At 44.0% G+C, this 24,140-nt stretch carries 24 protein-coding genes; 9 read left to right on the plus strand and 15 right to left on the minus strand.

All coding sequences use genetic code 11. From position 1 onward, the window contains the following. Window positions 1-616 precede the first annotated feature (616 nt). Complete coding sequence (locus ACGHVY_RS21080; RefSeq protein ID WP_195663321.1) at window positions 617-1,105, minus strand: hypothetical protein; 489 nt, start codon at window positions 1,103-1,105, stop codon at window positions 617-619. Between the two features lie 51 nt (window positions 1,106-1,156). After that, on the minus strand, window positions 1,157-1,648 hold the full coding sequence (locus ACGHVY_RS21085) for a hypothetical protein (RefSeq protein WP_390601374.1): 492 nt from the start codon (window positions 1,646-1,648) through the stop codon (window positions 1,157-1,159). A gap of 215 nt (window positions 1,649-1,863) precedes the next feature. Between ACGHVY_RS21085 and ACGHVY_RS21090 the strand changes: the two genes are divergently transcribed. Next, entirely contained in the window at window positions 1,864-2,061 is a 198-nt protein-coding gene (locus ACGHVY_RS21090; protein ID WP_254871839.1) for a hypothetical protein, read from the plus strand. A 65-nt stretch (window positions 2,062-2,126) separates the two neighbouring features. Here ACGHVY_RS21090 and ACGHVY_RS21095 read toward each other — a convergent pair whose 3' ends face one another. The 4 genes from ACGHVY_RS21095 to ACGHVY_RS21110 form a co-directional block, all read right to left on the minus strand. Continuing rightward, window positions 2,127-2,444, minus strand: coding sequence for a hypothetical protein (locus ACGHVY_RS21095; protein ID WP_390601377.1), 318 nt, complete (start codon window positions 2,442-2,444; stop codon window positions 2,127-2,129). Then, on the minus strand, window positions 2,431-2,832 hold the full coding sequence (locus ACGHVY_RS21100) for a hypothetical protein (RefSeq protein WP_390601380.1): 402 nt from the start codon (window positions 2,830-2,832) through the stop codon (window positions 2,431-2,433). The genes ACGHVY_RS21095 and ACGHVY_RS21100 overlap by 14 nt, the downstream gene beginning before the upstream one ends. A gap of 19 nt (window positions 2,833-2,851) precedes the next feature. Then, window positions 2,852-3,247: a structural protein P5 gene (locus ACGHVY_RS21105; RefSeq protein ID WP_175631486.1), complete on the minus strand. Its 396-nt coding sequence runs from the start codon at window positions 3,245-3,247 to the stop codon at window positions 2,852-2,854. A gap of 262 nt (window positions 3,248-3,509) precedes the next feature. Continuing rightward, window positions 3,510-3,983 (minus strand): hypothetical protein, encoded by a 474-nt coding sequence (locus tag ACGHVY_RS21110; protein ID WP_390601383.1) that lies wholly within the window; start codon window positions 3,981-3,983, stop codon window positions 3,510-3,512. A gap of 213 nt (window positions 3,984-4,196) precedes the next feature. Between ACGHVY_RS21110 and ACGHVY_RS21115 the strand changes: the two genes are divergently transcribed. Further along, window positions 4,197-4,616 (plus strand): hypothetical protein, encoded by a 420-nt coding sequence (locus ACGHVY_RS21115; RefSeq protein WP_390601385.1) that lies wholly within the window; start codon window positions 4,197-4,199, stop codon window positions 4,614-4,616. 968 nt (window positions 4,617-5,584) lie between these two features. Here the strand turns inward: ACGHVY_RS21115 and ACGHVY_RS21120 are convergent. The 5 genes from ACGHVY_RS21120 to rpoN all read right to left on the minus strand — a co-directional run bounded on the left by ACGHVY_RS21120 (window position 5,585) and on the right by rpoN (window position 10,612). Continuing rightward, the gene (locus tag ACGHVY_RS21120) at window positions 5,585-7,423 is read right to left on the minus strand and encodes a 4-hydroxy-3-methylbut-2-en-1-yl diphosphate synthase (protein WP_308745152.1); all 1,839 of its coding nucleotides are present in this window, start codon (window positions 7,421-7,423) and stop codon (window positions 5,585-5,587) included. Further along, complete coding sequence (purE, locus tag ACGHVY_RS21125) at window positions 7,423-7,932, minus strand: 5-(carboxyamino)imidazole ribonucleotide mutase (protein WP_004296231.1); 510 nt, start codon at window positions 7,930-7,932, stop codon at window positions 7,423-7,425. Before purE ends, ACGHVY_RS21120 begins: the two co-directional genes overlap by 1 nt. A gap of 52 nt (window positions 7,933-7,984) precedes the next feature. Beyond that, window positions 7,985-8,365, minus strand: coding sequence for a glycine cleavage system protein GcvH (gene gcvH, locus ACGHVY_RS21130; RefSeq protein ID WP_175631482.1), 381 nt, complete (start codon window positions 8,363-8,365; stop codon window positions 7,985-7,987). 29 nt (window positions 8,366-8,394) lie between these two features. After that, window positions 8,395-9,066: a phosphatase PAP2 family protein gene (locus tag ACGHVY_RS21135; RefSeq protein ID WP_308745151.1), complete on the minus strand. Its 672-nt coding sequence runs from the start codon at window positions 9,064-9,066 to the stop codon at window positions 8,395-8,397. Window positions 9,067-9,127: 61 nt separating this feature from the next. Further along, the gene (gene rpoN / locus ACGHVY_RS21140) at window positions 9,128-10,612 is read right to left on the minus strand and encodes an RNA polymerase factor sigma-54 (RefSeq protein ID WP_308745150.1); all 1,485 of its coding nucleotides are present in this window, start codon (window positions 10,610-10,612) and stop codon (window positions 9,128-9,130) included. A gap of 138 nt (window positions 10,613-10,750) precedes the next feature. Here rpoN and ACGHVY_RS21145 point away from each other — a divergent pair, with 138 nt between their 5' ends. Further along, window positions 10,751-12,124, plus strand: a complete 1,374-nt coding sequence (locus ACGHVY_RS21145; protein WP_390601388.1) for an aminopeptidase P family protein — start codon at window positions 10,751-10,753, stop codon at window positions 12,122-12,124. Window positions 12,125-12,222: 98 nt separating this feature from the next. Here the strand turns inward: ACGHVY_RS21145 and ACGHVY_RS21150 are convergent, their stop codons facing one another. Together ACGHVY_RS21150 and ACGHVY_RS21155 are read right to left on the minus strand one after the other, a co-directional pair. Continuing rightward, on the minus strand, window positions 12,223-12,630 hold the full coding sequence (locus ACGHVY_RS21150; protein WP_390601390.1) for a hypothetical protein: 408 nt from the start codon (window positions 12,628-12,630) through the stop codon (window positions 12,223-12,225). A gap of 224 nt (window positions 12,631-12,854) precedes the next feature. Continuing rightward, entirely contained in the window at window positions 12,855-14,528 is a 1,674-nt protein-coding gene (locus ACGHVY_RS21155; RefSeq protein WP_308745148.1) for a nucleoside kinase, read from the minus strand. An 82-nt stretch (window positions 14,529-14,610) separates the two neighbouring features. Here ACGHVY_RS21155 and ACGHVY_RS21160 point away from each other — a divergent pair, with 82 nt between their 5' ends. Further along, entirely contained in the window at window positions 14,611-16,308 is a 1,698-nt protein-coding gene (locus tag ACGHVY_RS21160) for a Na/Pi cotransporter family protein (RefSeq protein WP_308745147.1), read from the plus strand. A gap of 89 nt (window positions 16,309-16,397) precedes the next feature. Here the strand turns inward: ACGHVY_RS21160 and ACGHVY_RS21165 are convergent, their stop codons facing one another. After that, window positions 16,398-17,105, minus strand: coding sequence for a hypothetical protein (locus tag ACGHVY_RS21165; RefSeq protein ID WP_390601392.1), 708 nt, complete (start codon window positions 17,103-17,105; stop codon window positions 16,398-16,400). Window positions 17,106-17,234: 129 nt separating this feature from the next. Then, on the minus strand, window positions 17,235-17,399 hold the full coding sequence (rd, locus tag ACGHVY_RS21170; protein WP_004306971.1) for a rubredoxin: 165 nt from the start codon (window positions 17,397-17,399) through the stop codon (window positions 17,235-17,237). 223 nt (window positions 17,400-17,622) lie between these two features. On the opposite strand from rd, the gene ACGHVY_RS21175 reads away from it, so the two are divergent. The 5 genes from ACGHVY_RS21175 to ACGHVY_RS21195 all read left to right on the plus strand — a co-directional run bounded on the left by ACGHVY_RS21175 (window position 17,623) and on the right by ACGHVY_RS21195 (window position 24,114). Further along, on the plus strand, window positions 17,623-18,798 hold the full coding sequence (locus ACGHVY_RS21175; protein ID WP_390601395.1) for a sensor histidine kinase: 1,176 nt from the start codon (window positions 17,623-17,625) through the stop codon (window positions 18,796-18,798). Between the two features lie 90 nt (window positions 18,799-18,888). Next, window positions 18,889-21,594 (plus strand): calcium-translocating P-type ATPase, PMCA-type, encoded by a 2,706-nt coding sequence (locus ACGHVY_RS21180; protein ID WP_390601398.1) that lies wholly within the window; start codon window positions 18,889-18,891, stop codon window positions 21,592-21,594. Further along, on the plus strand, window positions 21,584-22,207 hold the full coding sequence (locus ACGHVY_RS21185; RefSeq protein ID WP_308745143.1) for an HAD family phosphatase: 624 nt from the start codon (window positions 21,584-21,586) through the stop codon (window positions 22,205-22,207). The genes ACGHVY_RS21180 and ACGHVY_RS21185 overlap by 11 nt, the downstream gene beginning before the upstream one ends. A gap of 12 nt (window positions 22,208-22,219) precedes the next feature. After that, window positions 22,220-23,206, plus strand: coding sequence for a bifunctional riboflavin kinase/FAD synthetase (locus ACGHVY_RS21190; protein ID WP_390601400.1), 987 nt, complete (start codon window positions 22,220-22,222; stop codon window positions 23,204-23,206). Window positions 23,207-23,334: 128 nt separating this feature from the next. After that, on the plus strand, window positions 23,335-24,114 hold the full coding sequence (locus ACGHVY_RS21195; protein WP_308745141.1) for a type II CAAX endopeptidase family protein: 780 nt from the start codon (window positions 23,335-23,337) through the stop codon (window positions 24,112-24,114). Window positions 24,115-24,140: the final 26 nt, after the last annotated feature.

Consider the following 24,140-nt stretch of genomic DNA (forward strand, 5'->3'; position numbering starts at 1 on the left):
AAATTAGTTAATTTCCTGTAGAATAGGATTTTCCCTCATTAAAATTTGGCGTAAGAGAACAACGAGACTATTATTGAATCACCTTAAACAAATTACCAATTATGATGAAAATAGATTTATACACCAAACTCGTCTTGACAGTTATTGCTATTTCACTGTCGATAATAGCATATCGAAACATCGAGTTTAGACCTTCTGCTCGTGCACATTCTATGAAGCTAAAATATGCATTTCCATAACAATTATTTTTAGCTTTATGATGATAATTCAGTTATTTATTCATACTTTTGTAATTAAGGATTAGGTAGGGGCAACACGCGAACTAACCATTATTCAATAAATATATGAAGTATGAATTTATAGGAAGCAGTTATAAAAAGAGAGTAATAGATGTAAATCGAATTTACGACGAGCACTCAAAAGAAGGTTTGACCAACAGAGAGATTTTTAGAAAATTCATTTATCCTATCTATCGTATCTCTGAGAAGACTTTTTACAATTGTCTCAACGCAAGTACAAGATTCCCGGATACGGAGAAGGATTCCAAGTAAAAAAAAGACCGGAGCTGATTAAAGAGATTGACATATCAGCTCCGGTCTTCTTATAAAACCAATCCTTATGCAGGAGTTACTGCCGGCGGATAAATGGCGTAACCGGCACCACCGTCAGCAGGGGCCAGCACTTCCAATTCGCACTCGATAGCCAGCACCTCGCTACCATTGATATTACCGGAAAGCTTAGCGGAAAGGCTACCATTGAAGACACGGATAGTATGACCGCTTGCACATTTGATGTCCGCAACGCCAACCAAATCTTCTACCGTTGCCGGTGGAGTATATGTACCGTCAGCAGCAACAGTACCTCCCATCACATCCTTGCAATGCGCACCGTCAAGCTGGATAAGCTTGAAAGTAATCACGTTCGTACCATTGTTTTTGGTAATCACTTTCACCGGACCACCTTTCACCTGAGCGGCATTGATTTTCACCTTTTCAGGTTTATCTCCGCCCCACGCCAGACCTTCTTCACTAATGTAACCCAATACTTTTTCACCAAACTTAAACTGGTCTAATCCATATGTAAGACCATCATTTACTTGTGCCATAATTTTAATTTGTTTTTAATTAATAAAATAAGTAATCACTCAATTCTTCAATCAAGCATTTACAGGAGAGCTTGCGGGCGGACAGATAGTATAGCCGGCCCCACCGTCAGCAGCAGCCATTATCTCCAGTTCACATTCGATAGCCAGAACCTCGCTACCATTGATATTACCGGAAAGTTTGGCAGACAGACTACCTTTACTGATACGAATAGTATGTCCACTACTGCAAACGATTTCGGCAGGACCTTCCAATGTTACTGCAACAGGCGGTGTGTACGTACCATTAGCTTCTGTCTTTCCACCCATCACCGCTTCGCAATGAGGACCGTCAAGCTGAATAAGCTTAAACGTAATCACATTAGTGCCGTTGTTCTTGGTAATGACCTTCACCGGTCCGGATTTCACCTGAGCAGCATTAATCTTCACCTTCTCGGGTTTGTCACCTCCCCAAGCCAAACCTTCCTCACTAATGTAACCTAATACTTGATTGTTGAATTTAAACTGGTCCAACCCAAAAGTCAGACCGTCATTAATTTGTGCCATAATAAATCTATTTTTTAGTTATTAATAAAAACGACAGTGCAAACATACAGGGATGAGAAGTGGAAAACAAATAACAGTATAACGCTTGCATAAATGTATGTAAGCATTGCACAAGTCTCATTTTTTCTATTATAATATAATTATTTTTCCATATCTTTATAACACCAAAGACAAGGAATTGAAATAAAAGAATAGAAACCTCAAAAAATTAGATTATGAAAAACGAAATGAAAGGCAAAAGCTACGAGGAGAGAGTAAAAGACGTAAATCGAATTTATGACAAGTACTCACGGTCAGGTTTATCCAACAGAGAAATTCTTAGACGGTATATATACCCAATCTATCATATCTCAGAGAAAACATTCTATAACTACCTCAACGCAATCACTAAATTCCCGGATTACGATGTCTAGCAAAAAAGGAAGTTCTGCGTTATGAATATAATTCATTTACACAGAACTTCCTTTTTCGATCTCATTCAACAAAACAAACTGTTATTTTTCTTTACTTTTACTATCAAGACAAAAGAAAAAACAATTGCTGAGCATTTTCCAAAGTATATCCAAAATGACTGCCATCCGGTCGGTACTCTTGTCATAAGAGAAACCGACTGGTGCGTGGAAGAATCACGAAACCGGAGCAACTCCTCTTCCAACCGTAAATACTCCCGTTGTAAACTGTCACAAGTAGCTGTCAGATACAAGGTATCCCCCTCTGCTTTAGTGATGTTTATTGTGGCACGATCACTCTGGTACATATATCCGGCTCCAACCGAAAGAGATTCAATCTGTGGCATTATCAATTTGAGTTTTGCCCGACTTGGCGGCACGGGCATGAGTGCCAGTTCCACCCTTTTTCTTGACCAAAGACTGTCGCCCTGATAATCTGACTGTACTTGCAAGTTCTGCTGACTCCTGCAACTCATGCCGCATAGGACAATCATCCCAATAGCAACAATCCGTAGCTTTGAGTACCGCTTTCTCAAACCGCTCCACAATCTGATATAATTTTCTATTTTCATCTTTGATATGAGTTAAAGTTGTACATACATCATTGTACATCACCTGATAAATATCATGTACTTCCTTCTTTTTTTTAGCACGATAGAGATTACGGCTAAACATCCAAGTGACGATTGAGCCTATTCCGGCCGGGAATAGCATAGCCAATATTTGCATGAACATATCCATCGTTCCCTATCCGTTAAAGTAAATCCCAACCGGCTTCAACATCAGCCATAACAGCCGGTACTCCATTCTCCACCCGACTCATTGCTCCGGCCAGCGAACACATGAGATGACGATCATAAACATCAATCCGCCGGTCGGGGTCGATGCCCGCTATCTTCGCGACAGTAGTAATATAGCCTTTCGTATCGTTCTCCGAAGGTGGAGCCCATCGGCTCACCATCGTACGGATAGTATAGCAATGATGCAACAACGAATAATTACGTAGTAACTTCAACATGGCTCTATAGCCATATGCCATCGTTTTGAACTGTTTGAATGCAAAATCCGTTGAGGGAATTATTTCTCCCTGCCACCGTGTACCATCATGACGAATGTTACCCGGATTATTATTTCTCAATCCTCTAGTCATATGATTCTATTTTAGGTTTATATTTATTCATCTTTTGATAATCTGGTCTGAAAAAAGTCAAGCGCCTGCTTACCTTTGCGGTAATTCCTACGTGCTTTTTTCTGTGCCTCTTTCGCATCCACATACCTTGGTGCATCTGCCGCCATTAGCAGTAACATGGGATATGAGATATTCCACATAATATAGTGAGGCGTCCAACCTGTAGCAGAAGCTATCTGCCAAATCAATCCGAACGGGCTATGAGGGCCTTCCGTATGTCCCTTTAACTCCCTGTTGTTCCATGGCTCAAACGGCGAGTCATCACATTCATCATCTGCGCCGATTTGATAGTAGTCGAGAAAGACTTTATGTCCAACAAAAGCAATAGCTGCAACATGGCTTCCTGCAAATAGGCCGGATGCACACGCCAACGCAACCACCAAGCTACTACTTTATTAAACACTCGCCCTGTGATATAACCGCTGACGATGGCGCAGGCCACCAATTCACTGATTTCCTTGCCACGCTCAGCAACAAACTCCATGTTCTGGTCAAACGTATATTCCCGCATTTCATCGACCGACACCCCCAGACGCAAATACTTACGGGAAATCCGGATAAGTCCACCTAGTGCGGGGGTACGCATGGTAATCCCACACCGCTTTCGCTTTGTCATGAAACGTAAAGGACGAACAGGGATAGAGATTCCCATATCCAGCAGAAGTCCGGAAGCTCGAAGTTCTGCTTTCTGTTTCATTGTAGTTGTTTCTTCATTCATCATTACATACATTTATGTTATTAATTCAAATACGGATGCAAACATAAGGGTCACCCTTGGCAATCGGCAAATTATAATGCAACAGTTACATAGAACTATGCAGGCACTTCACACTTATTTTTCTATCCACACATAAATACCCTAATTTGCAGATATTATTTAGTATCCATATTATCATTAATTTCTTGAATCATGAAAAAAGAACTTTATCAGGCAATGGTGAGCCGCTTACGAGAAATCACCAATGAAAATATCCAAGAGTGTGTTTTCAAAGATTTCGGATTATGGAAACCGGAGATCTTGAACGAGGCAAGTGACATATCAAATAAAAGACCTGCCATATACATTGAATTTCTACCTATTGCCTGGAAAGCTCCATGCGGTGGTGTACAGAATGGAAATGTACAGATACGATTGCATATCATAGGTACAGAATCTACCGAACTGGAAAACAGCCTGCAATTACTGGATTTGGCAGAAACAGTAAAAGAACACATCGTGCATTGGCAGGACTCAAGCTATGGAAGAATCATTTGTGTAGAAAGTACGGTCAATCATGAACAAGCATTGAAAGAATGTACAGAGACGTTTCAGATTACCATTCGGCAATAGATAAACTAAAATACTGTTGCAGATATACACTGCAAAACTTATAAATAATATCTGCAGCAGTTATTTTCACTTTTTCCATCGCATCAATTATTCCCTATGTCGTTCTGATAAATAAAACGGATTTTGTTATATTATCCACACTGCTACTAAAACGATTTCGCAAAATCATTTCTCATATTCTCATAGAAAAGTATATTCGCTTGATTACTAGCATCATATATTATGAGAATAAAATTATTTACATGTATTTCTCATGGTTTTATCAAAAAAACATGCTTAAATCAATGCATTTCTCATACATCAAAAATAGTATTCTCATAGTCTAATCATCAACACTTAATAAACTACAGCAAAGCCACCGTTCATCTTCACCATAACCAACTGATAATCAAAGATTATACTACTACAATCAATAGATTTTCAATAAGACATCTCTATCGTTGCACTCTAGTGAACAGATTCATGCACTAGAGTGCACATATCTATCCACTAGAGTGCAACGGTCTGTTCACTGGAGTGGAATAATACGGATGAAGGCAGGAAAACACAATAATGTCTGTTGTGAAAGATATCTTATCTACCGACTTAACATACAAACTATGGTTATATTGCCTTCTACATATTAGTTTCTCGATACAAAGACAAGCATAATATGCAGCATGAGAAATGCGAAATAAAGTATGAGAAACACCTTCTTTAAAAGCATTTTATAGCTATAAATCATGAGAAATGCATGTAAACAATTTTATTCTCATAATACATAAAGCTAGTAATCAAGCGAATATACTTTTCTATGAGAATATGAGAAATGATTTTATTTTTTCTTATAGGAGAGCAGTTACACGTTATTAGCGAAAAAGAGAAGGTATGCGAAGTATTCTCATATAAAACCATTCCTTTCAGCAACAGCGGTTACAGTAACTGCCGTTGCTGAAAGGAAACAACTGATTATGAGGTTTTACATATGACTAAGAATTTTCTTCCCTGTCATTCCGTATAAACTCTAGCAATCTTTCCACTGCTTCTTCTTCAGGAATATTCTTTTCTACGCATACCTTGCCTTTATAAAGACTGATTTTACCCCGTCCGGCACCGACATAACCGTAGTCTGCGTCCGCCATTTCACCGGGACCATTCACGATACAGCCCATGATACCGATTTTCAGTCCTGTCAGGTGTGAGGTAGCTGCCTTGATACGGGCAATTGTCTTCTCCAAATCGTAAAGCGTACGACCACAACCGGGACAAGAGATATATTCTGTTTTGGAAGTACGGGTGCGTCCGGCTTGCAGGATTCCGAAAGCAGTGGCGTCGACTACCGCATGGCTTAGATTACCTTGATTGAACAGGAATATACCATCGCAAAGTCCGTCAAAAATCAATGCGCCCATATCGGCGGCAGATTTTATCTGCAAATCCTCTGCATTATCTTCTGCATAATGTTGGAAGAAAACAACCGGGTTTTGCAAACCTTCCGTTGCCAGTTGATGCACCAATGCACGGTGTTCGCCCAAACGGTTCGGGTGATTGCTTTGGGAAACGACCACTACTTCAGGATGTTGCTTCAGGCAGGCAATTACTTCGTCCGTCTGTGCCATATAAGGCATAAACAGGAATTTGAGTTCTGCGTTACATCCGCCCATCAGCGGTAATTGCGCATGGTTATAAGCAGGCCAGGTGCCGGCTTCCCCTTGCCATACGTCTGCATCGAGGATATATTCCACGCCTGCTTCGCGTTGTTCGGGCAGAGCACGTCCGGCATAGATATAATCCGGAGTGAATTGAGGATTGACTTCCGTCTTTCCATCCATACGGTCGGCAATGACCACAGGCACGTGTTCTCCACCAATATTGCGGACAGCCTGCGTCTTCCGGCGTTCAGGCGACAGGTAATTGAAATCAGGTGCTTCCAGTCCCGGGATATAGGGATGGTTCTGCCTCAACAGAATGTAATCCACCAGTTTGCGGGCTACGGGGATTTCCGCTTCGGGCGCTTCGCTCAAAGATACACGGATGGTATCCCCCAATCCGTCACTCAACAACGCACCGATGCCGAGAGCAGACTTGATACGTCCGTCTTCTCCGTCTCCGGCTTCCGTCACTCCGAGATGCAGTGGGAAAGCCATGCCTTCTTTTTCCATTACATCCACCAACAGACGGACGGTTTTCACCATCACGACCGTATTGGACGCTTTGATGGAAATCACCACGTCGGTGAAGTTCTCTTCAACACAGATACGGAGAAATTCCATGCAGGATTCCACCATCCCCGCAGGCGTATCACCATAGCGAGACATGATGCGGTCGGACAGAGACCCGTGGTTCACTCCGATACGGATAGCCGTGTGGTTCTCCTTGCAGATATTCAGGAAAGGAACAAACCGGTCGTGAATCTTACGTATCTCCTGAGCGTACTCCTCGTCTGTATATTCCAGTTTCTTAAAAGTACGCGCAGCATCTACATAATTCCCCGGATTGATACGCACCTTCTCCGCATATTGAGCCGCCACATCGGCAACCTTCGGATTGAAATGCACGTCGGCAACCAACGGAACCATATATCCCTGACTGCGCAAACCGATGTTGATATTCATCAGGTTTTCCGCTTCCCTGATGCCTTGCGTTGTCAGACGGACATATTCGCCACCTGCGTCAACAATACGCTTTGCCTGTTCCACACAAGCCTGCGTATCCTGCGTAGACGTATTTGTCATCGACTGGATACGAATAGAATTGGGGCCGCCCAACGGTACAGCCCCAATATTCACTTCTGTGGTTTCTCTTCGAAAATAATTGAATAGATCCATTAGTTCGTTTTATATTCAAACTTGACTTCTTTCAGTTCTTCGTTTGCTTTTACGATTTTCTTTTTCAGTCCTTCCTTGTAAGCTGCAAAAGCTTCCGCCAGCTTCTCGTCACTCAATGCAAGCATCTGGATGGCCAAGATAGCCGCATTCATCGCTCCGTTTATGGCAACGGTAGCAACAGGAATGCCCGGAGGCATCTGGATGATAGAGTAAAGAGCATCTACGCCATCGAGCACGGAGCCTTTTACGGGCACTCCGATAACAGGAAGTGTAGTGTTGGCCGCTATTACACCGGGAAGGGCGGCAGCCATTCCGGCAGCAGCGATAATCACTTTAATGCCACGGTTGCGGGCATTCTTGGCAAACTCCTCCACAGCCTCAGGCGTGCGGTGAGCAGAAAGCGCGTTCATTTCGAACGGTACATGCATATCATTCAGCAGTTGTGCAGCCTTCTCCATGACAGGAAGGTCGGACGTACTGCCCATGATGATACTTACAATTGGAGTCATTTTGATTTACTATTTTACAATTTACTATTTACAATTTAAAGTGCGGTACGAATTATCCGTTTACCACAGCTTTATAAGCCTCAGCGTCCAAAAGGTCTTCAACAGCTTTCAGGTCTGCCGGTTTCATTTTAATCAGCCAGCCCTCGCCATAAGGATCTTTGTTCACCAGCTCCGGATTTTCTTCCAGTGCTTCATTTTGTTCCATCACTTCACCGGCTACCGGCAGGAAAAGGTCGGAAATGGTTTTCACTACTTCGATGGTTCCGAATGTCTCACCGGCTTCCAACGTTTCACCAACAGTGGGTATGTCTACGAACACAATATCACCCAGTTGTTCCTGAGCATAGTCTGTGATACCAACATAAGCAATGTCTCCTTCAATGCGAATCCATTCGTGTTCGCTTGTGTACTTCAAATTCTGTGGAAAGTTCATAATAATTAGTTTTTAGGATTTATACTGTTTTAAAATAAAAATACTCGAAATAACAGGTTCATCACCGGATGAAGCACCAAAAGGGCACATATCAGTCCGACTGCAAAACCGGAAAGCACCTCACCCAGCGTATGATGCCCCAGGATAATCCGCGCAGAGCCGAGTATGCCGGCTATCAATATGAACAGGCATAGCCACACTACCGGATTATAACCGAACAACGCGCTGAAAGATACCAGTCCGCCAATCACGCCACCCATACCGGCCATATGTTCGCTCAGTTTCCATTTCAGATTTACTCCGATACAGATGACGGACACGACCAAAGAGGTAAGAATGATGCCTGTCATATACCAGGGGATATTCAGTTTGCGCATCATCAGCCAACAGAACACATATGAGATGATGGTCAATAGAATAGGTATATAGCGTTTCTTACGTTCGCCCAGCTCCTGACGGTCAAATCCATTGATCTTGCGAAACAGGAAAATCGTAATGGTGGGTGTCAGTATGGTGAAACAGTAGACTATTCCCAACACTATCAACTTATACTGCATCGGCATGATACGAAGATAAGAAAACAGGAATAACACCAGGAATGATAAAAACGGGATAGAAAATGGGGTAAACACCATCGAAGTGACTCGCGCCACTTGCAACATTGTCTTATCCGCTATGATATGCTCTCTTTCTCTGTCCACTCTTCTTTTAATTACTGATTACTAATTACAAATTATATATCTCTTAGCCCCCGACCGGTCATTATTTCCTTAGCCGTGCCACGGGAATATTCAACTGTTGGCGATATTTCGCTACCGTCCGGCGGGCAATAGGATATCCTTTTTCTTTCAGAATGTCTGCCAGTTCATCATCGGTCAGCGGTTTCTTCTTGTCTTCGCTGTCGATACATTCTTTCAGAATCTTGCGAATCTCGCGGACAGACATTTCTTCTCCGTCTTCCGTTGTATATCCGTCGACAAAAAAGAATTTAAGCTGATAGATTCCGAAATTCGTCTGCACATATTTACTGTTGCTGACACGGGAGATAGTCGATATATCCAGTCCCGTACGTTCGGCCACATCTTTGAGAATCATCGGTTTCAACAGCGATTCGTCTCCTTCGAGGAAGAAAGGGCGTTGCAAGTCAACGATTGCCTGCATAGTAGTCATCAATGTGTTCTGACGCTGTTTGATGGCATCGATGAATCCTTGTGCCGCGTCCATTTTCTGTTTCAGGAACATCATCGCTTCCTTAGATTCTTTAGACTGGTTGGCCTTATTTCTGGTATGTTCTTCCACCATTTCCGTAAAGTCCCGGCTCATGCGGAGTTCGGGGACATTGCGGTTATTGAGGCTTATATTAATCGTTCCGTCATCATATGTTTCTACGATGAAATCGGGAACAATCTGCTGAAGGTTCCTGCCGATAGCTTCTCCCAACGAAGCACCCGGACGCGGATTCAATTTGGTAATTTCACTGATAACCTCTTTGAATGTCTCTTCGTCAATATCCAGTTTCTTTATTATCTTTTCCCAGTGCTTACGTGTGAATTCTTCATAGCAGTCACGAATCACACGTTCTTCGAGGTCGAGTATAGAACCGGACGTTTTTTCTTCGTCTTTCTTCCGGCAAATCTGTATCAGCAGACATTCCTGAAGACTGCGGGCACCGATACCTGCCGGATCAAAGTCCTGCAAGATGAGCAATGCCTCTTCGAGTTCTTCCTCTGTCGATTCTATGCCGGCATAAATAGCCAGTTCGTCACAGATGCTTTCCAGTGATTTGCGGAGCAACCCGTCATCATCCAACGAACCGATCAGGTATTCCACCAGTTCGCATTGGTGTTCTGTCAAATTCCGTTCACGAAGTTGCTCTTTCAGGATTTCATAAAAAGAGGTGGTGTCGGAGAATGGAATATTTTCCGCCTGATCGTCTTTCGAGCGGTTATTCTCCTGCAGTTTATAATCGGGAATATCGTCTTCGGTGAGATAGTCACTTAAAGAATCATAGTCGTTAGCATCATTCTCCATGCCGTCTTCCACACTGTCGGTGTCGGCATATTCATCGGATGCACTTTCTTCTTTGCCTTCTTCAAGTGCCGGATTTTCAAGCAGTTCGGCATGGATACGGTCTTCCAGCTCCACTGCGGGAAGTTCCAACAATTTCACGACCAGAATCTGCTGGGGCGAGAGCGTCTGTACTTGCTGTTGCGCCTGAGATTGTATTTGACGGGAACCTTGTGCCATATTCGTTTTTGCTTTCTACTATTTCTCGCTACAAAAGTAACTTTTTAACGAGAGATTACACAGATTAAGGGGATTATTTTTAATCCTATAACACAAAATTCGTTATCTTTGTTGCACGAACTTAAAAATTAGGACCATATGTTTGCCAAAGAAACGTATATGCAGCGGAGAGCCCTGCTGAAAAAGAATATAGGCTCTGGAGTATTGTTATTTCTTGGAAATGACGAGTGCGGACTGAATTACGAGGATAACACGTTCCGTTACCGGCAGGATTCTACCTTCCTCTATTATTTCGGGCTTTCATGTGCCGGACTTTCGGCAATCATAGATATTGATGAAGACAAGGAAATCATTTTTGGTGATGAACTGTCTATTGACGCTATCGTATGGATGGGGTCACAACCGACATTGCGCGATAAGTGCGAACGTGTGGGTGTGGCTAATTTAATGCCGTCTGCCGAGATTGTAAGTTATCTTCACAAATGCGTACAAAAAGGGAAAGCGATTCATTATCTGCCCCCTTACCGTCCTGAGCACAAATTGAAACTGATGGACTGGCTGGGGATACCGCCTGCACGCCAAGAGGGCTCCATACCTTTCATCCGCGCCGTCATAGCACAACGTAACTATAAATCCGCAGAGGAAATCATAGAGATAGAAAAGGCTTGCGACGTGACTGCCGATATGCATATCACAGCGATGAAAGTACTTCGTCCGGGTATGTACGAATATGAGGTGGTAGCGGAAATGAACCGGGTAGCGGAATCCAACAACTGCCAACTCTCTTTTGCCACAATTGCCACCATCAACGGTCAGACGCTGCACAACCATTATCACGGTAATCTTGTGAAACCGGGTGATTTGTTCTTGATTGATGCGGGTGCGGAAGTTGAATCAGGATATGCAGGCGATATGTCGTCTACGATTCCTGCCGACAAGAAGTTCACGACCCGCCAGCGTGAAGTGTACGAAATTCAAAATGCAATGCATCTCGAATCGGTGAAAGCTCTCCGTCCGGGAATTCCTTATATGGAAGTCTACGAATTGTCCGCCCGTGTGATGGTAGAAGGCATGAAGGCGCTCGGACTGATGAAAGGAAATGCAGAGGATGCTGTTCGTGAAGGCGCTCATGCCCTGTTCTATCCGCACGGATTAGGTCATATGATGGGGCTGGATGTACACGATATGGAAAATCTGGGTGAGATATGGGTAGGATACAACGGCCAGCCGAAAAGTACACAGTTCGGTCGTAAATCACAACGTCTCGCTATTCCGCTGGAACCGGGATTTGTACATACCGTAGAACCGGGTATTTACTTTATTCCCGAACTGATTGATATGTGGAAAGCGGAAAAGAAATTCGCTGATTTCATCAACTATGACGTAGTGGAGACCTACAAGGATTTCGGTGGTATCCGTAACGAGGAAGATTATCTGATTACAGAAACAGGCGCTCGCAGACTGGGCAAGAAGATTCCTCTGACACCGGAAGAAGTAGAAGCTTTGAGATAAAAGTTTTCTGCCGGAAATAAAATTCTGCCACTGATTATACAACACATACCTGTATAATCAGTGGCAGAACTTTATCGCTTCAATCGTTTTACTTGTTTTTAATCGTCCCAATCAGACAAAGGCAGAGTCTTTTTCCCATACCACTTCATCCACGCATACGATTTTCTTTTTCTGATATAAAGCGTGTCACCACAATTTTCTATCGCTTCCCAATCGAAAACCGAATGAGGGCGGAATGACTTTTCCAGCCAATAAAACAAATGATATGTCATGAAGGGGAGTATCATCCACCACCATGAAAACACTAATGACAAAACTAAGGCTGGCAACAGCGTCAAAAGGAAACACTCCCAAAACTGCCTTGCATGAATCCGCAGTTCCATATCTTCCCACACTTCCAAATACTTATATCGGGTAAAGAAAAAACCACCGAACATAAAGTAATGACTCTTATTCTTCCCTTTTCCTAAGAACCATTTTGCTAAAAGATTATTGTAACAAATCATATTCTCTCTCTTTTTCGTTGTATGTTTATTCATAACAGAATAGATAACCAAAGGTTCAATGTTTTAAAGTCTAATAGAACGTTCAGGCGCTATTTTTTTGAAAATAGAATCTAATTATCATCTATTTTGTATCTTTTTTGCAGTTTTACAGCATAAAAAAATCCTTGTGTTCTCATTGCAGAAAACACAAGGACAAATGTATTCTTATTATATTATAGTTCTACTTAATATTTAAAGCTGCTTCCACCCAAAAACTCGCGAAGCAGGGAAGTCGGCGGAATTTCCTTATCTTGTACCGGAACAAAATATTTAATGAATTTCAGCAACCGGTAGGCTTCACAATATTCGGGACAGTTGCGCGGCACTCCCATCAAAATAGGCTCCGCATGCAGACGAAGAACGGCAAACTCAAAGAGTAATGCCGAATTGAACATGACATCGGCATTTTCCTGATAAGGGAATATCCACTTGTCTTCACCGGCACGTACACTAGGCCAGCGTGAAATGGTTTCGCGGGCGGAATATCCACGATAATTGAAGTCACGGATAATACGGCGCAACAGACGGTTGTCGGTTGTCGGAATCCAGTTATGGTCGTCCAGGGAAATGGTAGTCAGTGCAGACACGTAAATCTTGAACTTGCGTTCAGCCGGTATGTGGGGAGTCAGTTCGGGATTCAGCGCATGAATACCTTCCAGGATTAAAATCGTGTTATCCTCTATTTTCAGTTTGTCTCCTTTATACTCTTTCTTGCCGAGGGAGAAGTTGAAACGGGGAAGTTCCACCTCCTCGCCACGAAGCAGGGCTTGCAATTGCCGGTTGAACAAATCCAGGTCGAGTGCGTAAAGTGATTCATAATCGTAGTTTCCGTTTTCATCCAGAGGAGTGTCTTCTCGGTCCACGAAATAATTATCCAGAGAGATGGGATAGGGTTTCAAACCGTTTGTCATCAACTGGATAGAGAGACGTTTGCTGAAAGTCGTCTTTCCCGAAGACGACGGCCCGGCAATCAATACAAGTTTCACACGGTTGCCGTTCTCTCCCCGGTGGAAAATAGTATCGGCAATCTGGGCTATCTTTTTCTCCTGCAAGGCTTCGGCCACATTAATCAGGTCTGTGGCGTGCCCTTCCTCACAAACCAGGTTGAAATCCCCTGCGTTGTTGAGTCCCATGATATAACTCCAGTTCAGATATTCCTTAAAGACGTCCAGCATCTTCTCCTGCTTCACAACATCTTCCAATACTTCGGGATTCTCGCGGCTCGGAATCCGAAGAAGCAATCCATCGTAATATTTCACGATGTCGAACAATTTAATATAGCCGGTACTGGGCAGCAGATTACCATAATAATAATCGACCGTATCGCCCAACGTATAGTAATAGGTATAGAGGGAGCCGGAAGTTTCGAGCAGCCGCACTTTGTCATCCATCCCCCGCTCGCTGAAAACGCGTACCGCTTCCGCCGTATGACATTCGATGCGGTGATAAGGTATATTCTCCGCAATAATATCCTGCATCCGCTGCTTGATGCGTCTCACATCTTCCAGTTCAATGGGACGCCCGATACGCAGATTACAGAAATAGCCTTTCGACACGGGGTGTTCTACAAACAGCTTGCCTTCGGGAAACAACTCTGTGACAGCCTTGAACAATACAAAACAGAGTGAGCGGACATAAGTACGCATTCCGGACTGGTCTCGCACGTCCAGAAACTCTATATCCTTATTGTTATATACTCTAAAATTAAGTCCCTCAGAGCGGTTATTGACCTTAGCGCTAACCACTTGATAAGGAAAATTAAGATTAAAACCGTAATAAATATCCAAAAGTGAGCTTCCGATAGGGAATTCTTTAGAAATATTGTTATTTTTGCAACATATTTGTAACATCTGTTTCATCGGGTTCGTTAAAAGGTGAATAATTTGGGACTAATATACTTATAATCAGACTGAGAACAAATAACCATTAAAAATATTATAGATGGAATATTCTTTTTATGATTTTTTAAAGCTCATAGGTTCATTAGGCCTCTTCCTGTACGGAATGAAGATAATGAGCGAGGGCTTGCAAAAGGTCGCGGGTGACAGACTACGAAGTATCTTGACGGCAATGACTACCAACAGGGTAACGGGTGTTTTAACAGGTGTGTTAATCACAGCCCTTATCCAATCTTCTTCGGCAACGACGGTAATGGTCGTGAGTTTCGTTAATGCCGGGTTACTCACTCTTGCCGAATCCATCAGTGTCATTATGGGTGCCAATATCGGTACTACGGTCACTGCCTGGATTATCTCAATTTTCGGATTTAAGGTTGACATGGCCGCCTTTGCCCTTCCTCTGCTCGCCGTCGCCCTTCCGCTTATCTTCTCGGGAAAAAGCAACCGCAAGTCCGTCGGTGAATTCATTTTCGGCTTCTCCTTCCTCTTTATGGGGCTTTCTTACCTGAAGGCAAATGCGCCCGACCTGAATGCCAATCCGGAAATGCTCGCCTTTGTACAGAACTACACGGATATGGGATTCTTCTCCATTCTCCTGTTCCTGTTCATCGGTACGATACTGACCATGATTGTACAGGCCTCCGCCGCCACGATGGCAATTACACTGATTATGTGTGCCAACGGATGGATCAGTCTGGAACTGGGAGCAGCCCTCGTACTGGGAGAAAACATAGGAACTACAATCACCGCCAATCTTGCCGCATTAACAGCCAACACACAGGCTAAACGGGCAGCATTGGCGCATTTTGTTTTTAATGTGTTCGGCGTTATCTGGGTACTGATTATTTTCCACCCTTTCATGCAACTGGTCAACTGGGTAGTAGACACTTTCTTCCAAAGCAGCAATCCCGAAGTTACCATCTCTTATAAGCTGTCCGCCTTCCACTCTATCTTCAATATCTGTAACGTATGTGTCCTGATATGGGCTGTGAAGTTAATCGAACGTACCGTATGTGCTTTAATCCATCCGAAAGAAGAGGACGAAGAACCGAGACTGCGGTTTATCACCGGTGGTATGCTTTCTACGGCGGAACTTTCCATTCTTCAGGCACGCAAGGAGATTCATCTTTTCGCAGAACGTACCCACCGTATGTTCGGCATGGTGCAGGACTTGCTGCATACCGAAAAAGATGATGACTTCAATAAAGTGTTCAGCCGGATAGAGAAATATGAGAATATCAGCGACAACATGGAACTGGAAATAGCCAATTATTTGAACCAGGTATCCGAAGGCCGTTTGAGTTCTGAAAGTAAGCTGCAGATACGCGCCATGCTGCGTGAAGTGACGGAGATTGAAAGCATCGGAGACAGTTGTTACAACCTGGCACGTACCATCAACCGGAAACGCCAGACCAACCAAGACTTCACCGAAAAGCAATACGAGCATATTCACTTCATGATGAAGCTGACGAACGATGCTCTTGCACAGATGATTATGGTAGTAGAGAAACCGGAACATCAGAGCATTGACATCAACAAGTCTTTCAATATTGAAAACGAAATCAATAATTACCGCAACCAATTGAAGAATCAGAATATCCTGGATGTGAACAACAAGGAATATGATTATCAAATGGGCGTTTACTATATGGATATTATCGCCGAATGTGAGAAACTGGGCGACTATATAGTAAATGTGGTAGAAGCCAGCAGTGATGTGAAAGAAAAGAAGGCTTCCTGATAAGACAAATAGCAAGAGATAAGAAAGGAGAACCGGCTAATACATATTTACTGTCCGGTTCTCCTTTCTTTATTTATCCATTATATTTTTTACTCATACACATACGATTCCGCCAGCCGCCAAAACAAAGTAGCTTCCGGCACAACAGTGGTTCGAAGGACTTTTGCCGTACCGTTTTCCGACACCGGATTGATATTAGCAAACATATTCCATCCGCTAACGAAAGAGCAATCACTATAATTATAGGATTTGTCACTGCCTGTCAACGAAAAAGGACGGTCGGCAAACTGATAGCCAATCATTGCTTTTCCTGCGGAAGAACCCTTGCCTGTCCAATTGGATAAAGCTATTCGCCCCACTCTCTTATCACCTTTAAAAACAAAGAAATCGCCCAATGTAGCTACAAGGGCATCGCCGTCATTTGAAGTTCCCGTCCAGTATCCTGCCATATCACCTCCCCGGCGGTCCACTTTCTGTAACACTTCCGGAGAAAAGACAGTGGGCAAGTCCATAATAATCTGTCCGTTTTCATAAGGGAATGAAAGAGTCTCGATCACTTGCCAGTCAGCGCCCGTCACTTTCACTTCAACCCGGTCGAATATAAAATTATCAGGTATATTCCGTATATCTTTCACTATTATCGTACTATAATCCGGCGTATCCGGAGCAGGTGGTTCCTCTTCGTTTTCATCATCACTACAACCAGCCATCAAAAGGCTGAATATCATCAAAAGAAAGATAACAGGATATAAAAGAAAATTTGAGCAGATAGCGGCAGTTGTCTTGTTCTTATACATGATTTTGGTTTTTGTGGGCAAAGATATTACATTTATAATCAGCAGAATAATTTTCGGGCATAAAAATAAAAATGACCGGGCACATATGGCATCCGGTCATTTTCACTTAATAAATTCTCTCTCTCTGTTTTATCCTTCGTACGGTTCGAAATCTTCTTTTCCGACTCCACAAAGTGGACAAGTCCAATCATCAGGAATGTCTTCAAACGCAGTTCCTGGTTCAATTCCGCTTTCCGGATCTCCTTGTTCGGGGTCGTAAATATATTCACAGACCGTGCAAATGTACTTCTTCATAACGTTCGTATTTTTAATTGGTTTTCTAATTAATATAACACAAATAGCAAGATATTTGTTCAACACTTCTTTTATAATGAAAGAAAAAACTATCTTTGTAAGCATATTCATCAAGCTAAAACAACAGTATACAAGTATGCTAATAGCATTATTATCAACATTAATAGTTTTATGCGCCATTCTACTACTCTGCTTTTTATGGGAGCGCAGAAAATATCTCCGAATGCAACAACGATTATTCCGGGAATCCAGGAAATTGGAACGTACTAATCGTATCGCCGGTTCTGTCCTAAAAAATGTACATGCTTTTATCCTGCTAATAGACAACGAATTCAAAGTACTGAGAACCAACTACTATCAGAAAACCGACACCCCGAAAGGAACGGAAGAAAAAAGAGTGGGCGACCTGCTGCAATGCCGTAATGCATTGGCTGCCGAAGGTGGCTGCGGCACACACAGTTTTTGCGGCTCCTGCCCGATACGTGCTGCCATACGACAGGCTTTCGAACAAAGAAGAAGTTTCACAGACCTCGAAGCCACACTTAGCATAGCTACTGCCGAAAGCGAGACGGTAGAATGCAATGCTGTCATCTCCGGTTCGTACTTTCTTCTGGATGAAAAAGAGAATATGGTACTCACCGTCCACGACATCACCCGGCTGAAAAAAGCGGAAGAGGAATTAATACACGCCAAAGAAAAAGCGGAAAATGCCGATGTTTCCAAGTCTGCATTCCTGGCTAATATGAGCCATGAGATACGTACGCCTCTCAACGCCATCACCGGATTTGCGGAAATAATGGGCAGCGCAAATACAGAAGAGGAGAAAGCCCAATATCAGGAAATCATAAAGATGAATGCCGACCTCTTACTGCAACTGGTCAACGACATCCTCGATATGTCAAAGATTGAAGCAGGGACTTTGGAATTTGTATATACTACGGTAGATATCAATCTGTTACTTTCGGATTTACAGCAGCTTTTCCAGATGCGGGTGAACGATGCCGGCGGGATGATTAAAATTATCGCAGAACCATCGTGTTCTTCCTGCCTCATCCAGACCGACCGTAACCGCGTGGCCCAAGTGATTTCCAACTTTACCACCAATGCGATAAAATTCACGACTGAAGGTACGGTGCGTCTCGGATATGAGCCTAGAGACACCGAACTTTATTTTTATGTAAAGGATACCGGTGCAGGTATTCCGGCAGATAAACTGCCGGACGTATTCGGACGCTTCGTGAAGTTGAACAAAGACAAAAAGGGAACGGGACTGGGACTTTCCATCTCCCAAACCATCGTAACCAAACTGGACGGACAGATCGGGGCGGACTCCGTAGAAGGCGAAGGATCCACTTTCTGGTTCACTATCCCCTACCGGACGTGCGGTAAGCCACAGTAACAAATCCAACTTCATATTTTTTTTTAATTAAACATTTAATCACAATATTATGTTGTACTTTTGTAGCCCAAACTAAACGCATGTATCTGCATGAGTACAAATAAAGATGATTTTTATCATATAGGACTTACTGATAATGAAGTCCTGCAAAGCAGGGAAAAAAATGGCATTAACCTGTTAACGCCTCCCAAGCGTCCTTCCCTTTGGAAGCTCTATCTTGAAAAATTTGAGGATCCGGTTGTACGCGTACTGTTAGTGGCAGCCGCATTTTCGTTAATCATCTCCATCATCGAGAATGAATATGCCGAGACAATCGGAATCATTGCCGCTATCCTGCTGGCCACCGGTATAGGTTTCTTCTTCGAATATGACGCCAGCAAGAAGTTCGATTTGCTGAATGCAGTCAACGAAGAGACATTGGTAAAAGTAATCCGCAACGGACGTGTACAGGAAGTTCCCCGTAAAGACATAGTGGTAGGTGATATAGTCATTTTGGAAACCGGTGAGGAAATTCCTGCGGACGGAGAGTTGCTGGAAGCAATTTCTTTGCAGGTAAACGAATCTAATCTGACAGGAGAACCTGTTATCAACAAAACGACCATAGAAGCGGATTTTGACGAAGAGGCAACGTATGCTTCCAATTTGGTGATGCGCGGCACTACGGTAGTCGACGGACACGGAACCATGCGTGTACTGCATGTGGGAGACGCTACCGAAATCGGGAAAGTAGCCCGCCAAAGTACGGAAGAGAATCTCGAACCGACTCCGCTGAACATACAATTGACAAAGCTAGCCAACCTGATCGGGAAAATCGGTTTTACCGTTGCAGGTCTTGCCTTCCTTATCTTCTTTGTGAAAGATGTACTGCTCGCCTTTGACTTTAGCACATTAAACGGGTGGCATGGATGGTTACCGGTTTTCGAGAAGACACTCAAATACTTTATGATGGCAGTTACTCTGATCGTAGTAGCCGTGCCCGAAGGCTTGCCCATGAGCGTTACTCTCAGCCTGGCGCTGAATATGCGCCGTATGCTCTCTACCAACAACTTGGTACGGAAGATGCACGCTTGCGAAACGATGGGTGCTATCACTGTGATTTGTACGGACAAGACCGGTACACTGACACAAAACCTGATGCAGGTGCACGAGCCCAACTTCTATGGTATAAAGAACGGCAGTAACCTGTCCGACGACGATATCAGCACGCTTATCGCAGAAGGTATCAGCACCAATTCAACCGCTTTTCTTGAGGAATCGGCTACCGGTGAAAAGCCGAAAGGAGTAGGAAATCCTACCGAAGTAGCTTTGTTATTATGGCTGAACAGCCAGGGAAGAGATTATCTGGCTCTTCGTGAGAATGCACATATCCTCGACCAGTTAACGTTCTCTACCGAACGGAAATTCATGGCGACACTTGTAGAATCGCCATTAATCGGAAAGAAAATACTCTATATCAAAGGAGCACCGGAAATTGTTCTCGGCAAATGTAAGGAAGTTGTACTGGACGGGAAACGGATAGATGCCGTGGAATACCGTTCGACGATAGAAGCGCAATTGCTGAATTATCAGAATATGGCGATGCGTACACTTGGATTTGCTTTCAAGATTGTCGGAGAGAACGAACCGGACGACTGTACGGAGTTGGTATCAGCCAATGATTTGAACTTCTTAGGCGTCGTAGCCATTTCCGACCCGATTCGTCCGGATGTACCTGCTGCCGTTGCCAAATGCCAGTCGGCGGGCATCGGCATTAAGATTGTCACTGGTGACACGCCGGGAACTGCCACGGAGATTGCCCGTCAGATAGGTCTTTGGAATCCGGAGACGGATACGGAGCGGAACCGCATCACCGGAGTGGCATTCGCCGAATTGAGTGACGAAGAAGCATTAGACCGGGTGATGGATCTTAAAATCATGTCACGCGCCCGCCCGACAGACAAACAACGCCTGGTACAATTACTCCAGCAAAAAGGAGCGGTAGTAGCCGTAACCGGGGACGGTACAAACGACGCACCGGCTTTGAATCATGCACAAGTCGGCCTGTCGATGGGAACAGGAACTTCCGTAGCCAAAGAAGCCAGCGACATCACCTTGCTCGACGACTCGTTCAACAGTATCGGAACCGCCGTCATGTGGGGACGTTCACTTTATAAGAATATCCAGCGTTTCATCGTTTTCCAGTTGACGATTAATTTCGTCGCGCTACTTATCGTTCTGCTGGGCTCCGTCATCGGTACGGAACTTCCGCTGACGGTCACGCAGATGTTATGGGTAAACCTGATTATGGATACCTTTGCCGCCCTGGCTTTGGCTTCCATCCCGCCCAGTGAAACCGTGATGCTTGAAAAACCCCGTCGCAGTACTGATTTTATCATCAGCAAGGCAATGCGGTCCAATATAATAGGTGTAGGCTCTGTTTTCCTTATCGTACTGCTCGGAATGATTTATTATTTCGACCACAGCCCGCAAGGTATGGATATACACAACCTCACCGTCTTCTTCACTTTCTTTGTCATGTTACAATTCTGGAATCTCTTCAATGCCCGCGTATTCGGAACCACCGACTCGGCATTCAAAGGACTTTCCAAATCATATGGAATGGAATTGATCGTGCTGGCTATTCTGGTCGGACAATTCCTGATTGTACAGTTCGGTGGAGCTGTATTCCGTACGACACCACTCGACTGGCAAACCTGGCTTCTGATTATAGGCGTTTCGTCCACGGTGTTATGGGTTGGAGAACTTGTTCGCCTTGCACAACGTATTATTCACAAAAAGAGTAGAAATGAAAAGTAAAGGAATTAAAAACCTTCTTATTGATTTGGGCGGTGTGCTTATCAATCTCGACCGCCAACGTTGCATGGAGAGCTTTAAGAAATTAGGGTTCACAGACGTAGAAGAGCGATTGAACATCCAGCAACTGCATGGAATATTCATGCAGCAGGAAAAAGGTCTGATCACTGCCGCCGAATTTCGGGATGAAATTCGGAATATGATGGGCAAAGCAGCAAGTGACCGACAAATAGATGCAGCCTGGAATAGTTTCCTGGTAGACATTCCCGCCTACAAGCTCGACTTGCTGCTGGAATTACGCACTAAGTACGTTGTCTACCTGCTCAGCAACACCAATGAACTCCATTGGAACTACACCTGCCAGAATTTATTTCCATACCGCACCTTCAAAGTAGAAGATTATTTTGAAAAAACGTATCTCTCTTATGAGATGCACATGGTAAAACCGGAACCGGAAATTTTTAAAGCCGTCATCGAAGATGCAGGCATCGAACCGCAAGAAACACTCTTCATCGACGACTCTGAGATAAATTGTCAAGCAGCCCGCGAACTGGGTATTTTCACTTATACCGCAAAAGCCGGCGAAGACTGGAGCCATCTTTTCAAAAACAAATAAAAACCCGTGGAGATGCAGATTATACGTGACATATCGACCCTTATCCCGGAACCCTGTGTAGCTACCATCGGCTTCTTTGACGGAGTTCATGCGGGACACCGCTATCTCATCCACCAAGTGAAAGAGACAGCCGCAGCCAAAGGTTTACGTTCTGCACTGGTTACTTTCCCCATTCATCCCCGCAAAGTGATGAACGCCGACTATCGCCCGGAGCTTCTGACCACACCGGAAGAAAAAATCAACTTACTGTCCGACATTGGAGTAGACTACTGCCTGATGCTCGACTTTACCCCGGATATTTCCCGACTGACGGCACGCGAGTTTATGACTCAGATACTCAAAGAACGCTTTCAGGTAAAATGCCTGGTCATCGGCTACGATCACCGCTTCGGACACAACCGCAGCGAAGGGTTCGAGGACTATGTACGTTATGGAGAAGAAATCGGCATAGAAGTTATTCAGGCAAAAGCCTATGCCAGCAATATAGAAATGAAGGACGGAGAGCATACAACAGTCAGCTCTTCCCTAATCCGCAAACTGCTTCATAAAGGAGATGTAGACTTGGCAGCCCGCTGTCTGGGATACGAATATTTCTTGGACGGAACGGTTGTAGGCGGCTATCAGGTGGGTAGGAAAATCGGCTTCCCGACCGCTAACTTAAGCGTTGACAACCCGGACAAGCTCGTTCCGGCAGACGGTGTTTATGCCGTGTGGGTGACATTCGACGGAAAAACGTATATGGGTATGTTGAATATAGGCATCCGCCCGACGATTGGCAACGGGCCTAACCGAACGATTGAAGTGAACATCCTTCACTTCCACTCCAACATATACGACAAGTTTATCCGGCTTACTTTTGTAAAACGGACTCGTCCCGAACTGAAATATTCCAGCATTGACGAGTTAATCGTGCAACTTCACAAAGACGCTGAAGAGACAGAAGCCATCCTTCTTGACAAAGGTGCCGGCTGCTCCCTCCAGAAAGAGCAAAATGAATAATAACAACTTAAAAAATAGTTTCTTATGCAAAAAACATTTATGAGTATCTCGCTGGTGGTAATAGCCATATCTATGTTAGCTATGTTTATATGCAGTTTCTTTACCACTAAATAAAGCACGACAGCCTTATGAAGACAGCCGTCAAATTAGTACTAATCGACCTTCTCATCGCGCAGATCGTCGCTCCTATTCTGATTATGATTCCCTGTACCATCTATTTATTGGTCACTACCGGAAATCTGGATAAAGCTGTCCTAACGCAGACAATCATGATTCCGGCACAACTGGCCGGACAGGTCATGATGGGTATCTATCTCTGGAAAGCAGGCTATATCAGCACACAAAAGTCTGCATGGTCACCAGTTTCAGCCCCTTATCTGATTGGCAGCGCATTGGCTATCCTCACCGGCGGCTTTCTGGTATCCGCACTTATGAGTCTGCTGGACTGGATCCCCAATATCATGGAGCAGTCTTTCGATATTCTTCAATCCGGTTGGGGCGGTATTCTTGCGATAGCTATCGTAGGTCCCGTGCTCGAAGAGCTATTGTTCCGCGGAGCCATCACCAAAGCCTTGCTGCAACAGTACAATCCAGCGAAGGCAATTCTCATCTCCGCACTCCTGTTCGGTGTCTTCCACATTAATCCCGCCCAGATACTTCCGGCATTTCTGATTGGTATCCTGCTGGCGTGGACGTATTATAAGACCGGCAGTCTGATTCCCTGTATCCTCATGCATATACTGAACAATTCCCTTTCCGTCTATCTCAGTATCAAATATCCCGAAGCAGAGAATATGGATGACCTGATAAGCGGCACACCCTATCTGATTGTTTTATCAGGAGCGGTTCTCTTACTTATCGGAAGTATCCTGGCTATGCGCTACCTGACTTCCAGAAAGCAAGAATAGAAAGGCAGCAATAAAAAAGGGAAGTT

Source organism: Bacteroides sp. f07 (assembly GCF_042854785.1).
Classification (GTDB): Bacteria; Bacteroidota; Bacteroidia; order Bacteroidales; family Bacteroidaceae; genus Bacteroides.

Bases quoted from the DNA above. Each gene is read 5' to 3' on its own strand.
- ACGHVY_RS21080 (WP_195663321.1), bottom strand. From the start codon at position 1,105: ATGGCACAAGTAAATGATGGTCTTACATATGGATTAGACCAGTTTAAG.
- ACGHVY_RS21085 (WP_390601374.1), bottom strand. From the start codon at position 1,648: ATGGCACAAATTAATGACGGTCTGACTTTTGGGTTGGACCAGTTTAAA.
- ACGHVY_RS21090 (WP_254871839.1), top strand. From the start codon at position 1,864: ATGAAAAACGAAATGAAAGGCAAAAGCTACGAGGAGAGAGTAAAAGAC.
- ACGHVY_RS21095 (WP_390601377.1), bottom strand. From the start codon at position 2,444: ATGCCACAGATTGAATCTCTTTCGGTTGGAGCCGGATATATGTACCAG.
- ACGHVY_RS21100 (WP_390601380.1), bottom strand. From the start codon at position 2,832: ATGTTCATGCAAATATTGGCTATGCTATTCCCGGCCGGAATAGGCTCA.
- ACGHVY_RS21105 (WP_175631486.1), bottom strand. From the start codon at position 3,247: ATGACTAGAGGATTGAGAAATAATAATCCGGGTAACATTCGTCATGAT.
- ACGHVY_RS21110 (WP_390601383.1), bottom strand. From the start codon at position 3,983: ATGAAACAGAAAGCAGAACTTCGAGCTTCCGGACTTCTGCTGGATATG.
- ACGHVY_RS21115 (WP_390601385.1), top strand. From the start codon at position 4,197: ATGAAAAAAGAACTTTATCAGGCAATGGTGAGCCGCTTACGAGAAATC.
- ACGHVY_RS21120 (WP_308745152.1), bottom strand. From the start codon at position 7,423: ATGGATCTATTCAATTATTTTCGAAGAGAAACCACAGAAGTGAATATT.
- purE (WP_004296231.1), bottom strand. From the start codon at position 7,932: ATGACTCCAATTGTAAGTATCATCATGGGCAGTACGTCCGACCTTCCT.
- gcvH (WP_175631482.1), bottom strand. From the start codon at position 8,365: ATGAACTTTCCACAGAATTTGAAGTACACAAGCGAACACGAATGGATT.
- rpoN (WP_308745150.1), bottom strand. From the start codon at position 10,612: ATGGCACAAGGTTCCCGTCAAATACAATCTCAGGCGCAACAGCAAGTA.
- ACGHVY_RS21145 (WP_390601388.1), top strand. From the start codon at position 10,751: ATGTTTGCCAAAGAAACGTATATGCAGCGGAGAGCCCTGCTGAAAAAG.
- ACGHVY_RS21150 (WP_390601390.1), bottom strand. From the start codon at position 12,630: ATGATTTGTTACAATAATCTTTTAGCAAAATGGTTCTTAGGAAAAGGG.
- ACGHVY_RS21155 (WP_308745148.1), bottom strand. From the start codon at position 14,528: ATGAAACAGATGTTACAAATATGTTGCAAAAATAACAATATTTCTAAA.
- ACGHVY_RS21160 (WP_308745147.1), top strand. From the start codon at position 14,611: ATGGAATATTCTTTTTATGATTTTTTAAAGCTCATAGGTTCATTAGGC.
- ACGHVY_RS21165 (WP_390601392.1), bottom strand. From the start codon at position 17,105: ATGTATAAGAACAAGACAACTGCCGCTATCTGCTCAAATTTTCTTTTA.
- rd (WP_004306971.1), bottom strand. From the start codon at position 17,399: ATGAAGAAGTACATTTGCACGGTCTGTGAATATATTTACGACCCCGAA.
- ACGHVY_RS21175 (WP_390601395.1), top strand. From the start codon at position 17,623: ATGCAACAACGATTATTCCGGGAATCCAGGAAATTGGAACGTACTAAT.
- ACGHVY_RS21180 (WP_390601398.1), top strand. From the start codon at position 18,889: ATGAGTACAAATAAAGATGATTTTTATCATATAGGACTTACTGATAAT.
- ACGHVY_RS21185 (WP_308745143.1), top strand. From the start codon at position 21,584: ATGAAAAGTAAAGGAATTAAAAACCTTCTTATTGATTTGGGCGGTGTG.
- ACGHVY_RS21190 (WP_390601400.1), top strand. From the start codon at position 22,220: ATGCAGATTATACGTGACATATCGACCCTTATCCCGGAACCCTGTGTA.
- ACGHVY_RS21195 (WP_308745141.1), top strand. From the start codon at position 23,335: ATGAAGACAGCCGTCAAATTAGTACTAATCGACCTTCTCATCGCGCAG.